16 protein-coding genes are annotated in these 18,521 nt (G+C 71.0%); 3 read left to right on the plus strand and 13 right to left on the minus strand.

Annotation, left to right across the window (positions count from 1 at the left end):
• Positions 1–260 precede the first annotated feature (260 nt).
• From ACZ4WH_RS37685 to ACZ4WH_RS37695, 3 genes are read right to left on the minus strand one after another with little or no spacing between them, the layout of a single operon-like run.
• Positions 261–1,043, minus strand: coding sequence for an IclR family transcriptional regulator (locus ACZ4WH_RS37685; RefSeq protein ID WP_468189476.1), 783 nt, complete (start codon positions 1,041–1,043; stop codon positions 261–263).
• Between the two features lie 50 nt (positions 1,044–1,093).
• Positions 1,094–2,017 (minus strand): hydroxymethylglutaryl-CoA lyase, encoded by a 924-nt coding sequence (locus tag ACZ4WH_RS37690; RefSeq protein ID WP_468189478.1) that lies wholly within the window; start codon positions 2,015–2,017, stop codon positions 1,094–1,096.
• Positions 2,018–2,026: 9 nt separating this feature from the next.
• Positions 2,027–3,256 carry a CaiB/BaiF CoA transferase family protein gene (locus ACZ4WH_RS37695; protein WP_468189480.1) on the minus strand — a complete coding sequence of 410 codons (1,230 nt, stop codon included), beginning with the start codon at positions 3,254–3,256 and terminating at the stop codon, positions 2,027–2,029.
• Between the two features lie 343 nt (positions 3,257–3,599).
• Here ACZ4WH_RS37695 and ACZ4WH_RS37700 point away from each other — a divergent pair, with 343 nt between their 5' ends.
• Entirely contained in the window at positions 3,600–5,090 is a 1,491-nt protein-coding gene (locus ACZ4WH_RS37700; RefSeq protein WP_468189482.1) for a GntP family permease, read from the plus strand.
• Between the two features lie 683 nt (positions 5,091–5,773).
• Here ACZ4WH_RS37700 and ACZ4WH_RS37705 read toward each other — a convergent pair.
• The 8 genes from ACZ4WH_RS37705 to ACZ4WH_RS37740 form a co-directional block, all read right to left on the minus strand.
• Positions 5,774–7,132: a phosphomannomutase/phosphoglucomutase gene (locus tag ACZ4WH_RS37705; RefSeq protein ID WP_468189547.1), complete on the minus strand. Its 1,359-nt coding sequence runs from the start codon at positions 7,130–7,132 to the stop codon at positions 5,774–5,776.
• 20 nt (positions 7,133–7,152) lie between these two features.
• A complete protein-coding gene (locus ACZ4WH_RS37710; protein ID WP_468189484.1) occupies positions 7,153–8,799 on the minus strand; it encodes a glycoside hydrolase family 13 protein in 1,647 nt (548 codons plus the stop codon).
• Entirely contained in the window at positions 8,796–10,019 is a 1,224-nt protein-coding gene (locus ACZ4WH_RS37715; protein WP_468189486.1) for a Gfo/Idh/MocA family protein, read from the minus strand. The genes ACZ4WH_RS37710 and ACZ4WH_RS37715 overlap by 4 nt, the downstream gene beginning before the upstream one ends.
• Positions 10,016–11,089 (minus strand): glycoside hydrolase family 130 protein, encoded by a 1,074-nt coding sequence (locus tag ACZ4WH_RS37720; protein ID WP_468189488.1) that lies wholly within the window; start codon positions 11,087–11,089, stop codon positions 10,016–10,018. The genes ACZ4WH_RS37715 and ACZ4WH_RS37720 overlap by 4 nt, the downstream gene beginning before the upstream one ends.
• 4 nt (positions 11,090–11,093) lie before the next feature.
• Entirely contained in the window at positions 11,094–11,990 is an 897-nt protein-coding gene (locus ACZ4WH_RS37725; RefSeq protein WP_468189490.1) for a carbohydrate ABC transporter permease, read from the minus strand.
• A 1-nt stretch (position 11,991) separates the two neighbouring features.
• Positions 11,992–12,951, minus strand: coding sequence for a carbohydrate ABC transporter permease (locus ACZ4WH_RS37730; RefSeq protein ID WP_468189492.1), 960 nt, complete (start codon positions 12,949–12,951; stop codon positions 11,992–11,994).
• 9 nt (positions 12,952–12,960) lie between these two features.
• Positions 12,961–14,232 (minus strand): extracellular solute-binding protein, encoded by a 1,272-nt coding sequence (locus ACZ4WH_RS37735; protein WP_468189493.1) that lies wholly within the window; start codon positions 14,230–14,232, stop codon positions 12,961–12,963.
• Between the two features lie 110 nt (positions 14,233–14,342).
• Positions 14,343–15,362: a LacI family DNA-binding transcriptional regulator gene (locus ACZ4WH_RS37740; protein WP_468189495.1), complete on the minus strand. Its 1,020-nt coding sequence runs from the start codon at positions 15,360–15,362 to the stop codon at positions 14,343–14,345.
• A gap of 593 nt (positions 15,363–15,955) precedes the next feature.
• On the opposite strand from ACZ4WH_RS37740, the gene ACZ4WH_RS37745 reads away from it, so the two are divergent.
• On the plus strand, positions 15,956–16,357 hold the full coding sequence (locus ACZ4WH_RS37745) for a hypothetical protein (protein WP_468189497.1): 402 nt from the start codon (positions 15,956–15,958) through the stop codon (positions 16,355–16,357).
• Between the two features lie 117 nt (positions 16,358–16,474).
• Complete coding sequence (locus tag ACZ4WH_RS37750; RefSeq protein WP_468189499.1) at positions 16,475–16,987, plus strand: cupin domain-containing protein; 513 nt, start codon at positions 16,475–16,477, stop codon at positions 16,985–16,987.
• Positions 16,988–17,291: 304 nt separating this feature from the next.
• Here ACZ4WH_RS37750 and ACZ4WH_RS37755 read toward each other — a convergent pair whose 3' ends face one another.
• Both ACZ4WH_RS37755 and ACZ4WH_RS37760 read right to left on the minus strand, forming a co-directional pair.
• A complete protein-coding gene (locus tag ACZ4WH_RS37755; RefSeq protein ID WP_468189501.1) occupies positions 17,292–17,813 on the minus strand; it encodes a RidA family protein in 522 nt (173 codons plus the stop codon).
• Between the two features lie 304 nt (positions 17,814–18,117).
• Positions 18,118–18,357 carry a hypothetical protein gene (locus ACZ4WH_RS37760; protein ID WP_468189503.1) on the minus strand — a complete coding sequence of 80 codons (240 nt, stop codon included), beginning with the start codon at positions 18,355–18,357 and terminating at the stop codon, positions 18,118–18,120.
• Positions 18,358–18,521: the final 164 nt, after the last annotated feature.

Genomic DNA, 18,521 nt, shown 5'->3' on the forward strand with positions numbered 1-18,521 from the left:
GAGTTCGCCCGACGTCGGTGGGGGAGTCGTGAAGCTGCGTGTTGTTGGTCGCGGTGTTGGGGACACCCCCCCCGACCCCGGCTCGGCATGCGGGCGTTGACGAAGTGCTTCAGCGGCTACGGCAGCCAGGGTGAGTGGACGGACACGTCTTCCCACCCTGGCCGGAGAAACAGAGATCTCTGGGGCATGAGAGCCGGAAGGTACGGCACTGACCGCGGTCGCGTCATCGTCCGCAGATCCGGCCGGGCCGCGCCGGTCGGCTACAGACGGCTGCCGGGGCGGTAGCCGAGGCGACGTGACGCCTCCTCGCCCGCCTCGACGACCACCGGGGCGAGGCGGCTCACGTCGGCCGGTGTGAGGCGCTGGGTCGGCGCGCCGATCCCGATGGCGGCGACCAGGTCGCCGCTGCTGCCGAAGACCGGTGCGCTGATCGAGGCGGCACCCAGGTCTCGTTCCTCGAACGATGCCGAGAAACCGCTGCGGCGGATCTCCTCCAGCTGCCGGTCCAGCACGTCGATGTCGACGACGGTGCGCGCGGTGTGGCGGGTGAGACCGTGGCTGACCGCGGCACGGCGCGCCGAGGGGTCGAAGGCCATGAAGACCTTGCCGGCCGACCCGGCGTGCAGGGACATCACCATGCCGATCATGAACAGCCGCATGACCACGTGCCGGGTCTCGGCGAGCGACACCACGGTGCGGAACGCCCCGTCGCGCACGTACAGGCAGGCCGTCTCACCGGTGCGGTCACGCAGCTGTTGGAGGGCCGGGCGGGTCAACTGGACCATGTCCAGGCCGAAGGTGCCCGGCGCCGCCCAGCGGACCAGCCCGAGGCCGATGCGATAGGTGTCGTCGACGCGGTCGAGGAAGCCCTCGCGGGTGAGGTTGTGCACCAGGCGCTGGCAGGTGCTGGCGGGGAGGCCGGTGGCCTTGGTGATCTGCTGGAGATTCAGTTCCGGCTGCTCGACGGTGAAGCACTCGAGGATCTGCCGAATCTTGTTCAGGACAAGCAGCGGCGCGGTGCCGCCTCTCTCGTTCTCGCTCATCGCCGCGTCTCCCCGCCAGGACTCTGCTGTCTACGAGGACATACCGTATGTCAGCCGGGTGCGTGCCCGGCACGCAGAGGTGCCGGCGCCGCGGGCACGGCCGACAGTGCCGAGTCCAGCTTGCGCCCGAGCAGGACGCGCAGTTCCTCGCGGAGCGCGGCCAGCCGCTCCACGTCGATGCCGGTGGCGATGCCGGCTTGGTGGAAGAGGTTGACCAGGTCGTCGGTGGCGATGTTCCCCGCGGCGCCGGGCGCGAACGGGCAGCCCCCGATCCCGCCGAGCGCGGCGTCGAACCGGCGGACACCGAGCTGGAGGGCCTCCCAGGCGTTGGCGGAGGCCATGCCGTAGGTGTTGTGCAGGTGCAGGCCCACCGGCATGTGCGGCAGCCGCGCCTGGACGGCCTTCACCGTCCGCCGGATGTGCCAGGGGCTGGCCGCGCCGATGGTGTCGGCGAGGTGGAGCACCGAGATGCCCAGGCCGGTCAGACGGTCGGCGATCCGCACCACCAGTTCGGGTGGTGTCTCGCCGTCGAAGGGGCAGACGAAGGCCGTGGCGATGGTGGCCTCCAGCTGGACCCTGGCCTCGGCCAGCAGCTCCGCGGCGGGCTTGAGCCGGTCCAGCGCCTCCGCGGTGGGCACGCCGGCGTTGGCCCGGCTGTGGCCGTCGCTGGCCGAGACGGTCAGGCGGACGTGGCGGACTCCGGCGTCCAGCGCGCGGCGGGCACCGCGCTCGTTGAAGACCAGCGTGTGCAGGGAGGCCGATTCCCCGGCGCGCAGCTGTGCGGCCAGGCGGTCGGTGTCCGCCATCTGCGGAACTTTCGCAGGGTGGACGAAGGAGCCGATCTCCAGGGAGGTCAGCCCGGCCTCCAGGAAGCCGTAGGCGAGCCGGAGCTTGTCCGCCGTCGGCACGATCACCGGTTCCATCTGCAGTCCGTCACGGAGCAGGACCTCCGTGATCAGGACCTGTTCGGGCATGCCGTTCATTCACACCACTCCCATGTCGCGCAGCGCCGCGCGGCGCTGCGCGTCGATTCCGATCTCGGCCAGGACGGCGTCGGTGTGCTCGCCCAGTTCCGGGCCGAGCCAGCGGGTGCGACCCGGCTGCTCGGTGAACCGGGGCACGACACCCGGGAAGGCCACCTCCCGCTCGTCGTCGGCGGCGACGGCCACCCGGTGACGCTCGAGCATGCCGCGCGCCGCGAAGTGCGGGTCCGTGGCGATCTCCGCGGCCGTGAAGATGGGTCCGGACGGGATCTGTCCGTCGTCCAGGAGCTTGAGCACCTCGTCGTGCGGCAGGCCGCCGGTCCATGCGGAGATGGCGTCGTCCAGTGCCTCGGCGTGCCGTACCCGCCCGGCGTTGTCGGCGAGATCCGGGTCGGAGGCCAGATCGGGCCTGCCGATCACCTGCATCAGCCGCCTGAAGATCGAGTCGCCGTTGCCGCTGATCACGACGTACCGGCCGTCGGAGCACAGGTAGGTGTTGGACGGTGCGATGCCCGGCAGGGAGCTTCCGCTGCGTTCCCGCTCCACCCCGAAGGCGTCGTAGTCGGGGGTCAGGGACTCCATCAGGGAGTAGACCGCCTCGTACAGAGCGACGTCGACCGTGTCGCCCCGGCCGGTGGCCGCGCGCCGGTGCAGGGCGGCGAGCGCGCCGATGACCGCGTAGAGGCCGGCGACGGAGTCGGCCAGGCTGACGCCGACCCGGGTCGGCGGCCGGTCCGGGTAGCCGGTCAGGTGCCGCAGCCCGCCGATCGCCTCCGCCACTCCCCCGAAGCCGGGCCGGTCACGGTAGGGGCCGGTCTGCCCGTAGCCCGAGATACGGGTGAGGATCACGCCGGGGTTGACCTCGCGCATCTGCTCGATGCCCAGCCCCCAGCGCTCCAGCGTGCCGGGCCGGAAGTTCTCCAGCACGATGTCGCAGCGGCGGATCAGCCGCAGGGCTACGTCCCGGCCCTCCGGGTGCTTCAGGTCCAGGGTGAGGGAACGCTTGTTCCGGTTCATCGCCCGGAACAACAACGACGTGTCGCCCTCGTGCAGCCGCCAGCGGCGCAGTTCGTCGCCGCCGACCGGCCGTTCCACCTTGACGACGTCCGCGCCGAAGTCGGCCATCAGCCGGCCCGCGGAGGGGGCGGCGATGAAGTTGCCCAGTTCCACCACGCGCAGGCCTGCCAGGGGCCCTTGCGGGCACCCCTCGCTCTCGCTGCTTCCAGCCATGAGCACTCTCCTAGTGCCGCTCACAATGTGGGTTCTCAACTCAGCATGCGGGCGAAGAGCAGCCTCCGTCAAGCGGCCTTATGGGGTGACCGGCGGCCGGCAAGGGGGTCAGGGAGGAAATAAGTGGATGTCAGGCAGAGCCTGTGGGGCAATTTCGTTTTCGCCTCAACCATTGACCTGGAGTGGCCATCCCCTCATCATGAGTTGCCATCCCACGGGCCTCGGTTATCCGAGTAACTTCACGCGAGCGGTGACACTGGCGTCGCAGCATCAGCAGTCCGCCGACCACTGCTCCCACCCGCACAGCACGGCCCCCTGGGGCCGCAGTCAAGGAGCGAGCGGTATGTCAGACGTCCCGGTCCTGGTCAACACGGCCGTGGCCATCATCGCCACCGTCGTCCTGATCGTCAGATTCCATGTGAACCCAGTGATCTCCCTGGTGCTGGGCTCCCTCTACCTGGGGCTGACGACCGAACTCGGCCTGGACAAGACCGTCCAGACGATCACGAAGGGCTTCGGCGACATCATGGCCGAGGTGGGCCTCCTGATCGCCTTCGGCGTCCTGATGGGCGCGATCCTCCAGGAGATGGGCACCATCGAGGAACTGGTCCACCGGCTGATCCGGCTGTTCGGGCCCAAACGGCTGCCCTATTCGCTGGCCCTCACCATCGGCACCCTGCTGCAGTCCATCTACCTGGACGTGCTGCTGGTCATCTCCGCTCCGCTCGCCCGCTCCGCTGCCCGCCGGATCGGTCACCTGGGGACGCCGCGGATGGCCGTCGCCATGGCCATCGCACTGGAGTGCGGCATCGTCCTCGTCGTCCCGGGTGTGGGCGCACTCGCCCTCGCCGCTCTGCTGCACGTACCGCTCGGCACCATGCTGCTGTGGGGCCTGGTCCTGATCGTCCCGACCATCATCATCTCCGTCGCGATCATGACCTTCCTGTTCCGCAAGGGCTTCTGGAACCCCGCCAACGACGAGACGGCCCTGACCCACGAGGCCGGTCTCGCGGCCGGTGACGAGGCGCACACCGAGCAGACGGCCGGGGCCGGACAGCAGACCGCGGCCCGGTCGCAGGTCACCCGGCACGGGACGGACTCGTCATCTGCCGGGGCGGCCACGGCCACGCTCGTCGGCCCCGACGGCGCCGGGGCGGACGCGGAGGAGGCGGAGACCGCCGCCGGCCGGCCCCACCTGCTGCTCAGCTTCGCCCCGCTCCTGCTGGCCCTGCTGCTGATCGCCGCGGGGGCCATCGCGGAGGCCGCGGGCTGGCACAACCGCGTGCTCGCCTTCCTCGCCGACCCGGTCGTCGCCCTGCTCGTCGGACTCATCGGCACCGTGGTCGTCGGCCGGATGCACATGGGCCGGGAGCGGGTCGACGACGCCATCACCCGCGGGTTCAAGGACAGCGGCCAGATCCTCATCCTCACGGCCGTCGGCGGCTCGCTCGCCGCCGTGGTCGCCGCCGGTGGCCTCGGCGACATCCTGCGCGGCTACTTCGGCGCCCATACCTTCGCTCCACTGCTGCTGGTGTGGCTGATCGCCGCGGTCCTGCACATCGCGGTCGGCTCGGTGACCATCTCCGCCATCACGGCCGCCGGCATCCTCGCCCCGCTCGCCCCCGGCCTCGGCATCGACCCCGTGCTGATCGCCCTGGCCGCGGGGACCGGTTCGCTCTTCGCCGTCCACGTCACCAGCAACACCTTCTGGCTGCTGCAGTCACTGATGGGGCAGACCACCCGCGGCACCCTCAAGACCTGCACGGTCGGTGTCTCCCTGGCCTCCGTGGTCGCCATCATCCTGCTCCAGCCGATCAGTCTGCTGTTCTTCTGACACCACCGAGCCGAAGCGGCCTGCCGGTTCAACATCCCGGCAGGCCGCTTCGGCCTTCCCGTGTCGGGTGCCCTGGCGGAGGATCCGGTTCAACGGAGAGCGCCCGGCCCGGGCGGAACGACTGGACGAACAGCGCGGCCTCGTCGCCGCGCCGCCGTCCTCCCCGGGCGTCGACGCGCCGCACGCCCGTCGTGCCGTGCTCCACCAGCCCGCGCGCCTCGCTCGAGTCGGTTCGTTGAGGCGGGGCGCCTCCGCGGCGAACGGCGCGTCCGACTCCGCCCGTCCTACGTCGTCAAGAGCCCACAGGCGGGGTGCGCGGCCACCAAGGCGGCGGTGAAGGTGCTCACCGAGGGACTGCGCGAGGAATCCGGGCCCGACCTGCGTGTCACCCTCGTCTCGCTCGGCTTCACCAGCGCCGAAGGCGTCGGCAGAAGAGCCGGCCCCGAGGCCGTGGCCGCGATGCCCCGGCAACGCGAGGAGATCGCCATGCCGCCGTCCGCCATCGCCTCCACCATCGGCTACGCCGTCGAACAACCCGACGGCATCGACGAAGGAAGAATGTCGTCAGCCCTGCCGAGCAAGTCTGACCCGCCGTCGCCGCCCTCGTGGAAGGCTCGGCGTCGGCGCCCCAGGCGGGCGCCGACGCCGCACTGCGCAAAGTGGGGCGATCATCGCCCTGCGCGTCACCCGCGGACGAGCGCCAGTACCTCGTCGGTGATCCGCTCCAGCGTCTGTCTGCCCACGGCCTCGGCGTTGAGCCGCAGCAGCGGCTCGGTGTTGGAGGGGCGCAGGTTGAACCACCAGTCGTCGGTGGTGACAGTCAGGCCGTCGAGTTCGTCGATCCGCGTGCCGGGGCCGGTGAACGCCTGCCGCACGGCGGCGATCGTGGCCGCCTGGTCCCGGACCGTGCTGTTGATCTCCCCCGAGGCCGCATAGCGCTGGTAGGCGCGCACCAGGTGCGAAAAGGGTTCCGGCCGGCTGCCGAGTGCCGCAACGACGTGCAGGGCGGCCAGCATGCCGGTGTCCGCGTGGAAAAAGTCGCGGAAGTAGTAGTGCGCCGAGTGTTCGCCGCCGAACACAGCGCCGGTGCGCCTCATCTCGGCCTTGATGAAGGAGTGCCCCACGCGCGTGCGGACCGGGTTGCCGCCGTGCTCGCGGACGACCTCCGGCACGGTCCTGGAGGTGATCAGATTGTGCAGGACGGTACTGCCCGGGTGGTCCGCGAGCATGCGCGCGGCGATCAGCGCGGTGACGGCGGAGGGGGAGACGGGCTCGCCGCGCTCGTCGACCACGAAGCAGCGGTCGGCGTCCCCGTCGAAGGCGAGGCCCAGGTCGGCCCCGCCGGTGCGGACGGCGCGCTGCAGGTCGACGATGTTGGCCGGATCGAGGGGGTTGGCTTCGTGGTTCGGGAAGGTGCCGTCGAGTTCGAAGTACAGGGGGACGATCTCCACCGGCGTGTCACGGAAGACCGCCGGCACGGTCAGGCCGCTCATCCCGTTGCCGGCGTCCACCACGATCCGCAGGGGGCGGACCGCGGAGAGGTCGACCAGGCCGCGCAGGTGGGCCGCGTACTCCCCGAGCAGGTCACGGCGGGTGATCGAGCCCGGGGCGCGGCCGGGTGCGGGGAGCCGTTCGCCGGCCGCCCAGCGTTCCACCCGGGCGCGTATCTCCCGCAGGCCGGTGTCCTGGCCGACCGGGACCGCTCCCGCCCGGCACATCTTGATGCCGTTGTAGCGGGCCGGGTTGTGGCTGGCGGTGACCATGGCGCCCGCCCGGTCCAGGGTGCCGCTGGCGAAGTACAGCTCGTCCGTGGAGCACAGGCCGATCTCCACCACGTCGGCCCCCTGGCCGGCGGCGCCGCGTGCGAAGGCCCGGGCCAGCGCGGGTGAGCTGGGACGCATGTCGTGTCCGGTGACGACCGCGGTGGCGCCGGTGGTCTCGACGAGCGCGGCGCCGAAGAGCCGGGCAAGCTCCTCGTCGAGCTGGTCGGGGACGACGCCGCGGACGTCATACGCCTTGACCACAGCGGACAGGTCGACGATGGGGCCGTCGTTCACGTCGTTCATGCCGAATTCTCCTCATGGGTCGTCCACACGGTGGTGTCCTGGAGCACGTGGCGGCCGTCGAGGGGTGAGCTGGACAGCAACACCCGGGCGCCGTCGTCGAGTGGGACCGGCCGCTTCCCGAAGTTGACCAGGCAGCGCAGCCGGTCCGTACGCTGGAAGGCGAACCACTCCCCGCTCGCGGGGCCCTGCAGGCGCGGGACGGTGTCCGCGGCCGGGTGGGCGCGCCGCAGGCGCAGGGCCGCCCGGTACAGGGCGAGCATGGAGGACTTGTCGGCCTGCTGTGCGGCGACGGTCAGTGTGGCCCAGTCGGCGGGCTGGGGGAACCAGCACTCTTCGGCGCCGGCGTCGCTGAAGCCGTAGGGCGGGGTGGTGCCCGCCCAGGGCAGTGGCACCCGACAACCGTCGCGTCCGCGCTGCCGGTGCCCGGAGCGCTCCCACAGGGGGTCCCGGATCCGGTCGTCGGGGATGTGCGCCTGCGGCAGGCCCAGTTCCTCGCCCTGGTAGACGTAGGCCGCGCCGGGCAGGGCCAGCATGAGCAACGCGGCTGCCCGGGCGCGCCGTTCGCCGAGCGCGCCGCCTCCGTAGCGGCTGACCGGACGGATCGCGTCGTGGCTGGAGAGGACCCAGGTGACCGGAGCGCCCACCGTCTGCATGGCGAGGGCGGACTGCTGGACCACCTCGCGCAGCGCGGCCCCGTCCCAGGGGCACTCCAGGAAGGCGAAGTTGAAGGTCTGCTGCATCTCGCCGGGGGCGACGTAGCGGGCGAGCCGCTCGCGGTCGAAGATGCCCGCCTCGGCCACCATGACCCGTTCGTGCGGGGCCACCGCCCCGGCGGGGGCCGGGTGCCGGTCGAGCAGGGCCCGCCAGTCACGGAACAGCGGGTGCAGTTCGGGCTGGTCGTAATAGGGCATCAGGTGGTTGCGGTGGATGTCCTGGTGCTGGCGGGGGCCGGCGTCGGGGAGGCCCTCGGCCTTGAACAGGGTGTGGGCGACGTCGACACGGAAGCCGTCGACACCGCGGTCCAGCCAGTGGGTGAGGATGCGCTCGAAGTCGGCGACGACTTCGGGATGGCGCCAGTTCAGATCCGGTTGTTCGGGCGCGTGCAGGTGCAGGTACCACTGGCCGGGGCTGCCGTCCTCCTCGTCGATCCTGGTCCAGGCGGGGCCGCCGAAGGCGGACTGCCAGTCGTTGGGTGGCAGTTCGCCCTTCTCGCCGCGGCCCTCCCGGAAGACGTAGCGCGCTCTGGCTGATGAGCCGGGCGCGGCGGTGAGCGCCTCGCGAAACCACGGGTGGCGGTGCGAGGTGTGGTTGGGAACCACATCGATCAGGACCTTCAGGCCCAGCGCGTGGGCCTTGTCCACCAGCGCCGCGACATCGTCGGGCGTTCCCAGATCGGGGGCGACGCCGGTGTGGTCGGTGATGTCGTAGCCGCCGTCCGCCAGGGGTGAGGGATAGAACGGGGTGATCCACACCGCGTCGACCCCCAGGTACGCCAGGTGGTCCAGGCGGGCGGCGGCTCCGGGCAGGTCGCCGATGCCGTCCGCGTCGCTGTCGCAGAAGGCACGTGGGTGGATCTCGTAGCAGACGGCCTCCCTCCACCAAGGCACCCTGCCGTCGTCGCCCGTGGCCGTGGGGGCCGTCATCGCACTCCTCCCCCGGCCGGGGCCAGGGCGGAGAGTGCGACGGTCCGCCCGGTCCGCGCGGACCGGGTCGCCGCGCGGGCCACAGCCACCGCCGCGAGCCCGGCACGTGCGTCGGCCCGCGGTCTGCCTCCGTGTGCGGCGCAGTGCACGAGGTCCGTCATGGCGGCCCGTACGCTCTCGGCGTAGACGTGCTGTTTGCGGGCCTCGCCGCCGAGGTCGACGACGCACTCGACGCGGTGCGGCACGCTGCGGGTGACGCCCCGGCCGCGGGCCGGCCGGGGCGAGCCCGCGTCGCGTGCCACGGACACGCTGACGCGTTCCCCGCCGTGCGGGCGCAGCCCGGGTACGGCGAGCAGTTCGGCAGCCCGTTCGGGCAGAGCCTCCCAGCGCGCCGCGCCCGCCTCGTCGGTCCACGCCGTGACCGTCGCGTACGTCGGGATCCATCCGGTGACCCGGGCCTCGGCGAAGCCGTAGTCGAGCCGCAGCAGCTGACGCTCGGCGCGATGGGCGTGGGTGAAGGAGTGGGCGTGGGTGGCGACCGCTCCGCCGGGGTGGGTGGCCGTGGCCACCACGATGTCCACGGGGCCGCCGCCGTCCCGGCGTACCTCGATGCCCTGCACCTGCAGGGGCTCCGCGCCCATCAGAACGTTGGCGGCGTCGAAGAAGTGGACACCGTGCTCGACATGGATGCCGCCGCTGCGCGCCGGGTCCCAGAACCAGTGGTCCGCGCCCAGGTCCTCGTCGGAGGCGTCGTTCTCGAAGGCGAACCGCCGCAGCCGGTCCAGCAGGTGCTCCTCCCCCAGCCGCTGGAGCAGTCGCAGCACCGGGTTGTAGCGCAGTACGTGGTCGACGACGAGGACGCCGGGCGAGCGGCGGCCGGCCGCCTCGACCCGTGTGGCGTCCTCGACGGTGAGGGCGAGGGGTTTCTCGCAGAAGACGTGCTTGCCCGCTTGGAGGGCGGTGACGGCGGCGTCCGCGTGCGCGGCCGGCGGGGTGGCCACGACGACCACGTCGACGTGCGAAAGGGCGGCGACCTCCTCCACTCCGGCGTGGACCGTGGCGTCGTGTTGCACGGCCAGTCGCTGAGCGCGCCGGCGGTCGGAGTCGGCGCACGCCGCGATGCGGAGTCCGGGGATGTCGCGTATCGCCTCCAGCACGAACGTGCCGAAGTCACCGCAGCCGACCAGTGCGACGGCGTACTCGGTGGGCGCGGCCCTCACTCGGACCGGTCCAGCCGGGCCACGCCGATGTGCGCGTCGGCCATGCCGTAGAAGACATAGCGCACCCCGTCGATCTCCTCGATCGCGGTCGGGAAGACAACGTTGGGCACGGTGCCGGAACGTTCCTCCTCCGTCTCCGGGGTCATCAGCGGTTCGGACGTGCGGGCCAGGACGCGGGCCGGGTCGGCGGGGTCGAGGATCATCGCCCCGGCCGCGTAGTTGACCGTCTGCGCCTGTGCGAAGGGGTCGTCGATGGTGCCGGAGACGCCGTGGTGGATGAGCAGCCAGCCCTCCTCGACCCGGATGGGGGCCGGGCCCGCTCCGATCTTGAGTTCTTCCCAGGGGTGCTCGGAGAGTGCGACGAGGCGGTGGTGGCGGGGCCGGGTCAGGGCGCTCAGGTCCCGCTCGACCTCCTCCACGGGCACGTAGGAGATCCAGATCCCGGGGCGCTCGTCGGTCACGCCGGCGGGCAGGTGCACGCCCTCACCGGGCCGGAACCAGCCGAGGTCCCACATGGGACGGTGCAGCATCGCGTAGGACGGCGTGCCGTCGGGCCCCGGCACGGGCTCGGGGAAGTGCACGACGTCCTTGTTCGGGAAGAGGTTGAGGTCGGTGTCCAGGTCGGGCTGGTAGGCGAACTGGAGCGGGCCGAGGCGCTCCCAGTGGAGCAGGTCCTTGGAGACGGCGAGGGCGGGCTTGGGGCCGAGCGGTCCGTAGGCCACGTAGGACATGACGTACAGGCCCAGGGTCTCGATCCAGGTGGTGCGGGGGTCCTCCACGCCGGCGTTGTTCCTGCCGCGTTCCCAGCCCGCGTCGGGGGCGAGGACCACCCCGCGCCGCTCCACTGCGACGGGCACTCCCTCTTCGAGGACGACCTCGGCGAGGCCGACGCGGGAGACGTTGCCCTCGGCGACCAGGCGGGGCAGCAGGTGCAGGGTGCCGTCGGGTGTGCGGCCCGAGGCGGGGTTGAGGACCCCTTCGGCCTCGTGGGCCTCTCCGGGCAGGGGGGACATCACGACGCCGAGCCGGGTCAGGGTGTACGGAACGGCGGCGGTGGTGCGGTGGGACACAGGATCAGCCCTTCGTTGCTGAGTCGAGGTCGGTGGAGGTGAAGCGGCTCTGGAAGAGGAGGTAGAGGCCGACCGCCGGGGCGGCGAGCACACAGGCTCCGGCGAGGATGGCGCCGAAGGGGTTGGCCGCGCTGGAGGCGACGGTGCTGATGTAGTTGGCCAGGGAGACGGCCAGGGGCTGCATGTCCTGCCGTTTGGTGACGAGGAAGGGCCACAGGAACTCGTTCCAGGGGCCGGTGAAGCTGAGCAGCACGACCGACAGCAGGGCCGGTCTGCACAGCGGCAGGGCGATGCGGAAGAGGATCTGCAGCTCGCCGGCGCCGTCCATGCGGGCCGCCTCGAACATGGCGGCCGGCAGTTGCAGGAAGAACTGCCGGAAGATGAACACCGCGCTGGTGTTGATCGCGAACGGAAGGATCATGCCGGCGTAGGAGTCGGCCAGGCCGTAGTCGCGGACGATCAGGACGTACAGCGGGATCAGCAGGAGCTGGAAGGGGACGACCTGGACCAGCAGGACCAGGGCGAAGGTCGAGCCACGCCCGCGGAACTGAAGACGGGCCAGGGCGTAGCCGGCGAGCAGCCCGAACACGGTGGTGCAGACGATCACGCCGCCGGTGAAGATGCCGGAGTTCACCAGGGAACGCCCCAGTGAGATGGCCGAGTCGATGGCCGCGTAGTTGTCCAGGCTGAGGTTGGCCGGGTTCGGGAACGCTCCTGCCGGCCCGGAGTCGGGCTCCTTCTGCAGCGAGCCGATGATCATGTAGTAGAAGGGGAAGAGGAAGGCGAACGCCCCGAGGAGCAGGGCGATCCGCGATCCGAGCGCCCGGGGGCGCCACCGAGGGGCGGGCCGGGTGGCCGCGTGGTTCCCGTGGGCCGGGCGGGGCGTGACGTCGGTGGTCATCTCAGTCCCTCTCCACGAGTCGGCGGTAGACGAGGGAGACGGCGGTGACGAGCACGACGAGGATCACGCCGATGGCCGCGGCCTCGTCCGGGTGCCCCTGCTGGAGACCCCGCTGGTACATCAGCAGTACCGGCGAGGTGGTCGCGCCGTCGGGTCCGCCGCCGTTGGTGAGCAGGTAGGGCTCGGTGAACAGGTTGGCACCGGTGATGGTGGCGAGGATCAGGACGAGGAGGGTGGCCGGGCGGACCGCCGGGACGGTGATCGAACGGAAGATGCGCAGCCGGCCGGCGCCGTCCAGGGCCGCGGACTCGTACAGTTCGCGGGGCACGTTCTGCAGTGCCGACAGGTACAGGACCACGAAGAAGCCCAACTGCTTCCAGGCCACGAAAATCGCCACGACCGGCATCGCGAGATGCGAGCTGACCAGCCAGGACGGGTCGGGTGCCAGCGAGCCGAGGGCCCGGTTGACCAGTCCGTCGGAGTTGAACAGGAACATCCACACACCCACGACCGCGACGCTGGCGGTGATGTACGGGATGTAGTACGCCGTACGGAAGAAGGACCGCAGCGGCAGTTTCGTGTTCAGTGCCGTGGCCAGGACCAGGGATGCGACGACGGTCAGCGGCACGTTGATGACGAGGAAGACGGTGATGTTGGCGAAGGAGTGCCACACATCGGGATCGGTCAGCACCGTCCGGTAGTTGTCCAGCCCGACGAAGGGCCGGTCGACCTGTACGCCGGGCGCGGCGAAGAAGTAGTCGTGGAAGGACATCCACACGGCGAAGCCGAGGGGATAGACGAAGATCGCCACGAGGTACAGCAGGTACGGCGAGACGAACAGCATGCCGATGGGCTGGTGCCCGCCCAGGCGCAGCCGCCACGGCTGCCTCGGCGCCGGCGTCCTCCGCGCGGCCCCGGCGGCGTGCCGGGGCCGGTGGGTGTCATGGGTGGTGGAGGCCATGGCGGGTGCTCACTGGTCTTCCGCGAGCTTGTCCACCTTGGCCGCCGCGCCCTTCAGGGTTCCGGTCAGGTCGCCCTTGCCGAAGATCACGGCCTTGGTGTAGGCGTCACGGAACGTCTGCCAGATCTCGACTGAGTTGGGGACGTTCGGCGCCTCGACGGTGTGCTCGGCCTGTTCGGCGAAGACCTTGTAGGCCGGGTGGGAGGCGAAGTAGGACGGGTAGGCGGCCGTCAGGCCCGCGCGCATCGGCATCTGGCCGGTCGCCTCCAGCAGCTTGCCGTCCTGTTCCTTGCCGGTGGCGAACTTCAGGACGTCCCAGGCCGTCCCCCGGTTCTTGCAGCTGGTGTACATGCCGATGGACTTCTCGTCGCTGAACGTCCCCTTGCCGGGGGTACCGTCGGCGGTGGGCACCGGCACGACGCCCCACTTGACCTTGTCGCCGTAGACGGAGACCGCCCAGGGGCCCACGGTGGCCATGGCGGCCTTGCCGTCGGCGAAGGCGTCACCGTTGTAGCTCTCGTTCGGCGCCAGGTGCTCGGCGTACATGGTCTTCCACAGCTGGGCGGAGCGGATGCCCTCGGGGGAGGCGAACTGGGCCTTGCCGTCCTCGACCAGCTGCTTGCCGGTCTGCGCCGCGAACATCGGGTAGTAGTCGAACCAGGACTGGTAGAACTGCGAGGTGGGGGCCGGCCAGATCGCGGCCTTGGCGGCCTTGGCGGCCACCAGCTTGCGCGAGGTGCGCAGGAAGTCCTGGTAACTGGCGAGCTTGGGGTGAGCCGGGTCCAGCCCGGCCTTCTTGAACAGGTCCTTGTTGTAGAAGATCATCACCGGGTTGCTCTTCCAGGGCATCTGGTAGTACTTGCCGTCCGGTGACGCGTACTGCGAGAGCGTGCCGCCGACGCGCTTTTGCAGGTACTTCCTGCCGTCGGGGAACTCGTCGAGCGCGACCAGACCGCCCTGCTTCTGGAAGCCCGGTACGGCCGCCGGGGCGGTGTTGAGGACCAGGCACGGGGCGTTGCCGGCGGTGATGGCCGCGCCGATGACCTCCTCGGAGCTCTTGCCCGCGGGGATCTCCTGCGCGGTGATCTTCTCCTTGGGGTGCGCGGCGTTCCACTCCGCCACCATCTGCTTGCCCCACGCCACTTCCTGCGCGTTGTTGGAGTACCAGATGGTGATCGGGCCGCGGGCGTCGGCGGAGGCGCCGGCGTCCGCTCCGCCGCTGCCGCACGCGGAGAGCGCGAGGGCGGCCACCGGCAGCATGGCGAGGAGGGCCTTCTTCATGAGAGGTTCCGTTTCTGGCTGGATGAATCGCTTGCGGTACGGCCCGGCCGGTGCCGGCTCCCACCCGTCCCGGGGCGGAAGGGCACCTGCGCGCCGCAGGTCTGTCTGTCTCAGCGGACCGGCACGGGGCCGGTGGAGCCGCGCACCACCAGGGCGGCCGGCTCGAGTTCCACGTCGGGGGTGGTTCCCGCCCCGATCAGCTCCACCAGTGCCTGGGCCGATGCCCGGCCCCAGGAGAACGGGTTGGCCCGGCAGGTGGTCAGCGGAGGGCTGGTGTAGGAGGCGAGGGGAACGTCGTCGAATCCCACCACCGACAGGTGGTCGGGCAGCCGCAGTCCGGCGTCCTGGGCGACCGCCATGCCGGCCGTCGCCGACAGGTCGTTGCCGTAGACGATGGCCGTCGGCGGGGTCGTTCGCTCGAGCAGGGCACGCGTGGCCCGAGCCCCGCCCTCGGCGGTGAAGCCGCCCGGCAGTGCCGTCCCCTGCGGCAGGCCGGCTTCGGCGAGTGCCTCCGCCCAGGCCTGGCGGCGGCGCCGGGCGTGCACGAACTCCTCCGGGCCGGCCACGTAGGCGATGTCGCGGTGTCCCAGGCCGATCAGGTGCCGTACCGCCTCGCGAACGGCGGGCCGGTCGTCGAGGTTGACCACGGGCAGGCCGGTGTCGGCGTCCGGGGCCCCGACGGCGACGGCGGGCAGTCCCAGTTCGGCGACCAGCGCCGGGCGGGGGTCGTCGGCCCGCAGGTCGGTGAGGAAGACGCCGTCGACGCGCTGGTCGGCGGCGAGCCTGCGGTAGGTGTCGACCTCGCTGCCGGGGCGGCTCATCTGGAGCATCAGTCCGTCACCGCTCTCGCAGATGACCGCCTCGATGCCCGCCATGAACGCGGGATAGAACGGGTCGGTGCCGATCAGTTCGGGTTCGCGGGCCAGGACCAGTCCCAGGGCGCGGGCCCGCCCCGTGGACAGGGCTCGGGCACTGGTACTGGGCGTCCACCCCAGTTCCTCGGCGGCGGACCAGACGCGCTGCTGCGTGGCCGACGCGACGCCGGGGCGGTTGTTGAGGACGAAGGAGACGGTCGCGCGGGACACTCCGGCCAGCTTGGCCACATCCGCAATGGTGGGACGGCGAGGCATGCGCGTACCGCTTCCTTTCGACAGGAGCCGTTCCAGGGGCCTTCCGAGGGCCGTCCGGGCTTTGCACCGCGCGGCGGAACAGCGGGTGTGTCACCGGAGCCGCACAGCTGAAGCCGGGTGGAACGGGAAGGAACCGGCCCAACGTTTGAACCGGTTTAAATGGCTGATCGGTAGCGTCTGCTCCAACAGCGCGACAAGTCAAGAGCCGAAACAAAAACGGCGGCTTGCATACCGATATGTACAGTTATGCCGCTCTTCTGCCAGGCGGAAGGTACGCCGACCGGCGCCGGGCACCGCCGTGAGCGGCGCACGGCCGGGCGGACGACGGGCAGCAGAGGGTGCCCATTGCTCCGGGTTCGAGCGTGGCACGGACGCCGGTCGCACGGTTGCCGGGACGATGGGCCGTACTGGGCGCGGCCGCCCCAGGTGACATCCGACCGCCGGCACGTCCGATCTCGTCAGCGACGCCGTGCAGTTCCTCGCGCCGTTGGCCGCCGACGACCTGATGCGGGCCGCAACCGCGCCCCTCGACGTCGTACCGGCGGTGTGGTTCGAGCCAGGGCTGCCGGAGCGGATCGTCGCGGACGCGGGCAATGAACCCGGCCGGATGCCGCTGGTCCCGTCACATCGCCCTGGCCACCGACCGGCGCCTGGAGGTCCTCGACGCCTCCCGCACATGGCGTCCGCTGCTCGGCCATGTCGGTCTTCGGCGACTGGTTTGTGCCCCAGGGGGCCTGCCCAGCACGGTCGCCCTCCGCGCCTTCTCCGGACCGTTGGAGTTCGTGCTCGATTCGGTCGGCGTCGGGGTGCCGGCCTTCCCCCAGGAGCAGTTCGGCCTGCCGCTCGGTCGCCACGCCACCGGCCGTGAGGCCGACCGCGGCCAGGCCCCGGCCCTTCCAGACGCCGGGTGGGACACCGGCCACGCCCTCGTCGGCGCGCCGCTATGCATGATTCCGGGTGGCCTCCGGCAGGCCTCCCCCTTGCAACATATTTGACACGGCAAGGAAATTTGCGTTTCGATGCTGCGCACCGGCCGCCCGCGACTGCCTCGCCCTCCCCCGGTCGGTCCGGCGCGGAAGCGTCCGGCGTCGCACTGAGCATCGGAGCAACCCATGAGCTTTCTGCTGAACGACGTGGCACCCGACGACCCGATGCGGAACAGGCGCGGCGCGCTCTACGTCCCGTCCGGCGAGGGTCCGACCGTGTGGGGCGCGGACGACGTCTACACGGTCAAGGCCACCGGCGCGCAGACCAACGGGAACATCGGCTTCATCGAGGCCACCGTTCCGGCAGGCGGCGGCCCGGTCCCGCACGCGCACACGAAGGAGGACGAGACCTTCTACGTGCTGGACGGAGAGCTGGAGTTCATCGACGGCGACCACGCCTTCACCGCCGTGGCGGGCGACTTCATCCACGTGCCGAAGGGTATCCGGCACGGTTTCAAGAACAAGGGCGTGCACGCCGCCAGGCTGCTGTTCATCTACACGCCGCCCGGCCTGGAACAGCTCATGCTGGACCACAGCACGCCCGCGCGTCCGGGCGAGACACCACCGCCCATCGACGAGGACATGGCCGCGCGCGCCGAACAGGTGATCAAGCGGTCCGGCACCATCATGCTGCCGTGACCGCACACCGCTGCGGGCACCCGCGACATGGGTGCCCGCAGCGGCATGTGTCAGCCGGTGCCGTACCGCACCGGCCGTACCGTTCCGCCGGGCGACGTCAGTCGTTGAGCGCGCGCAGCTCCTCCTTGTGCCTCTCGATCCAGTCCGCGTAGGCCTCGAGGCGTCAGGCCGTCAGGCCCCCGGACGACCACGTTCACCGACCTGATCGAGGCTCCTCGGTGGCATCGCGCCCCTCCCTGACGGGCCGCCACCCGCGCCCCGGCCGGACCTCGTGTCCGGGGCGAGTCCGGCTCGTCCGGGACGGCTATGCCTTCACGTCGAGGCGTGCGACAGCGCCGATCTCGACCAGCTGGTCCGGCAGCGCGAGGTCGGAGACACCCATCACCGTGCTGGTGGGGCGGTGCCGGCCGAAGTACTCCGCGTGGAGGCGCGCGGTGGCATCGAAGTGGTCCCGCAGGTTCCTGACCAGCACCGTCGTCTCCACGATCTGGTCGCGCTCGGCCCCGAAGTGCTGCAGCACCAGATCCAGGTTGCCCAGCGCCGTCCTCACCTGGAGCTCGAAGTCACCGACGCCGACGAAGTTGCCCTCCTGGTCGTGGGACAGCTGTCCGGAGACGTACAGCGTGTCACCGGCCCGTACCGCCTGGCTGTAGCCGTACAGGGATTCCCACGGCATACCGAAACCGAACTCCTCCACCCGGGCGGTCCCGGCGGCACCCGCACCGGCGGCCTGGGCCTCCTGGGCGCCCAGTGCCCAGCCCACCGGTGCGGCGGCTCCTGCGGCAGCGGCCGCCTTGGCTACGGATCTGCGGGAGACGAGGGACATGGCTTTTCCTTTCGTTGCCTGTGCGCCGGCTCCGTCGAATCTTTCAGGCCTCGTTCCGAGGGGCATCGGTCATCTTGCTTAGAGGTGTTTCCTATTCAGCCCGCCTCGGCGTGCTGCCGCGAGTCCGCAGGAGCGGGACCGTTGCGTTCCGGCTGCCGCTGCCGAAGGAGTTGTTGTCGCTCACGCGGCCGTTGGACACGGCGTAGAGAGAGCCGGCTCCGAGCGCCCGCGTCGGTGACGTCCGTGACGCGGGCGCGCTCCGTCGCCCGGCAGTCGTGATTCCGCTGCGCCGGGCGAGGTGGTGTCAGTTGATGCCGACGATCGTTCCCGAACCGTTCGGGTAGGCGACGTAGGCGGTCGACGGGCCGTCGCTGGCCACGCCGCTCCAGCGGTCGGTGACGGTCAACGGCTCGCCGGGCGTTGCGGATGGGTGTGCCGGGGACACGCTGAATGTGCCCGGTGCCCGGGTGCCCGACGGTCCCACGGGGTTCGCCTGAAAGGTGAAGCGGATGACCTCCTCGTTCGGCTCACCGTATGTGAACACGCCCGCACAGCACGTGTGGATCCTGGACAAGCCGCCCTACATGGAGCGCAACGGTCTGCCGCGCACCGACGAGCGGGAGAAGGCCATCACGACGGCCTGGGTGCGGGCTGGCATAGACGTCCGTTCCATCTATTGTCCCGAGTCCATGGAGCGTCCCGGGCGTC

Source organism: Streptomyces sp. NPDC029138 (assembly GCF_055564375.1).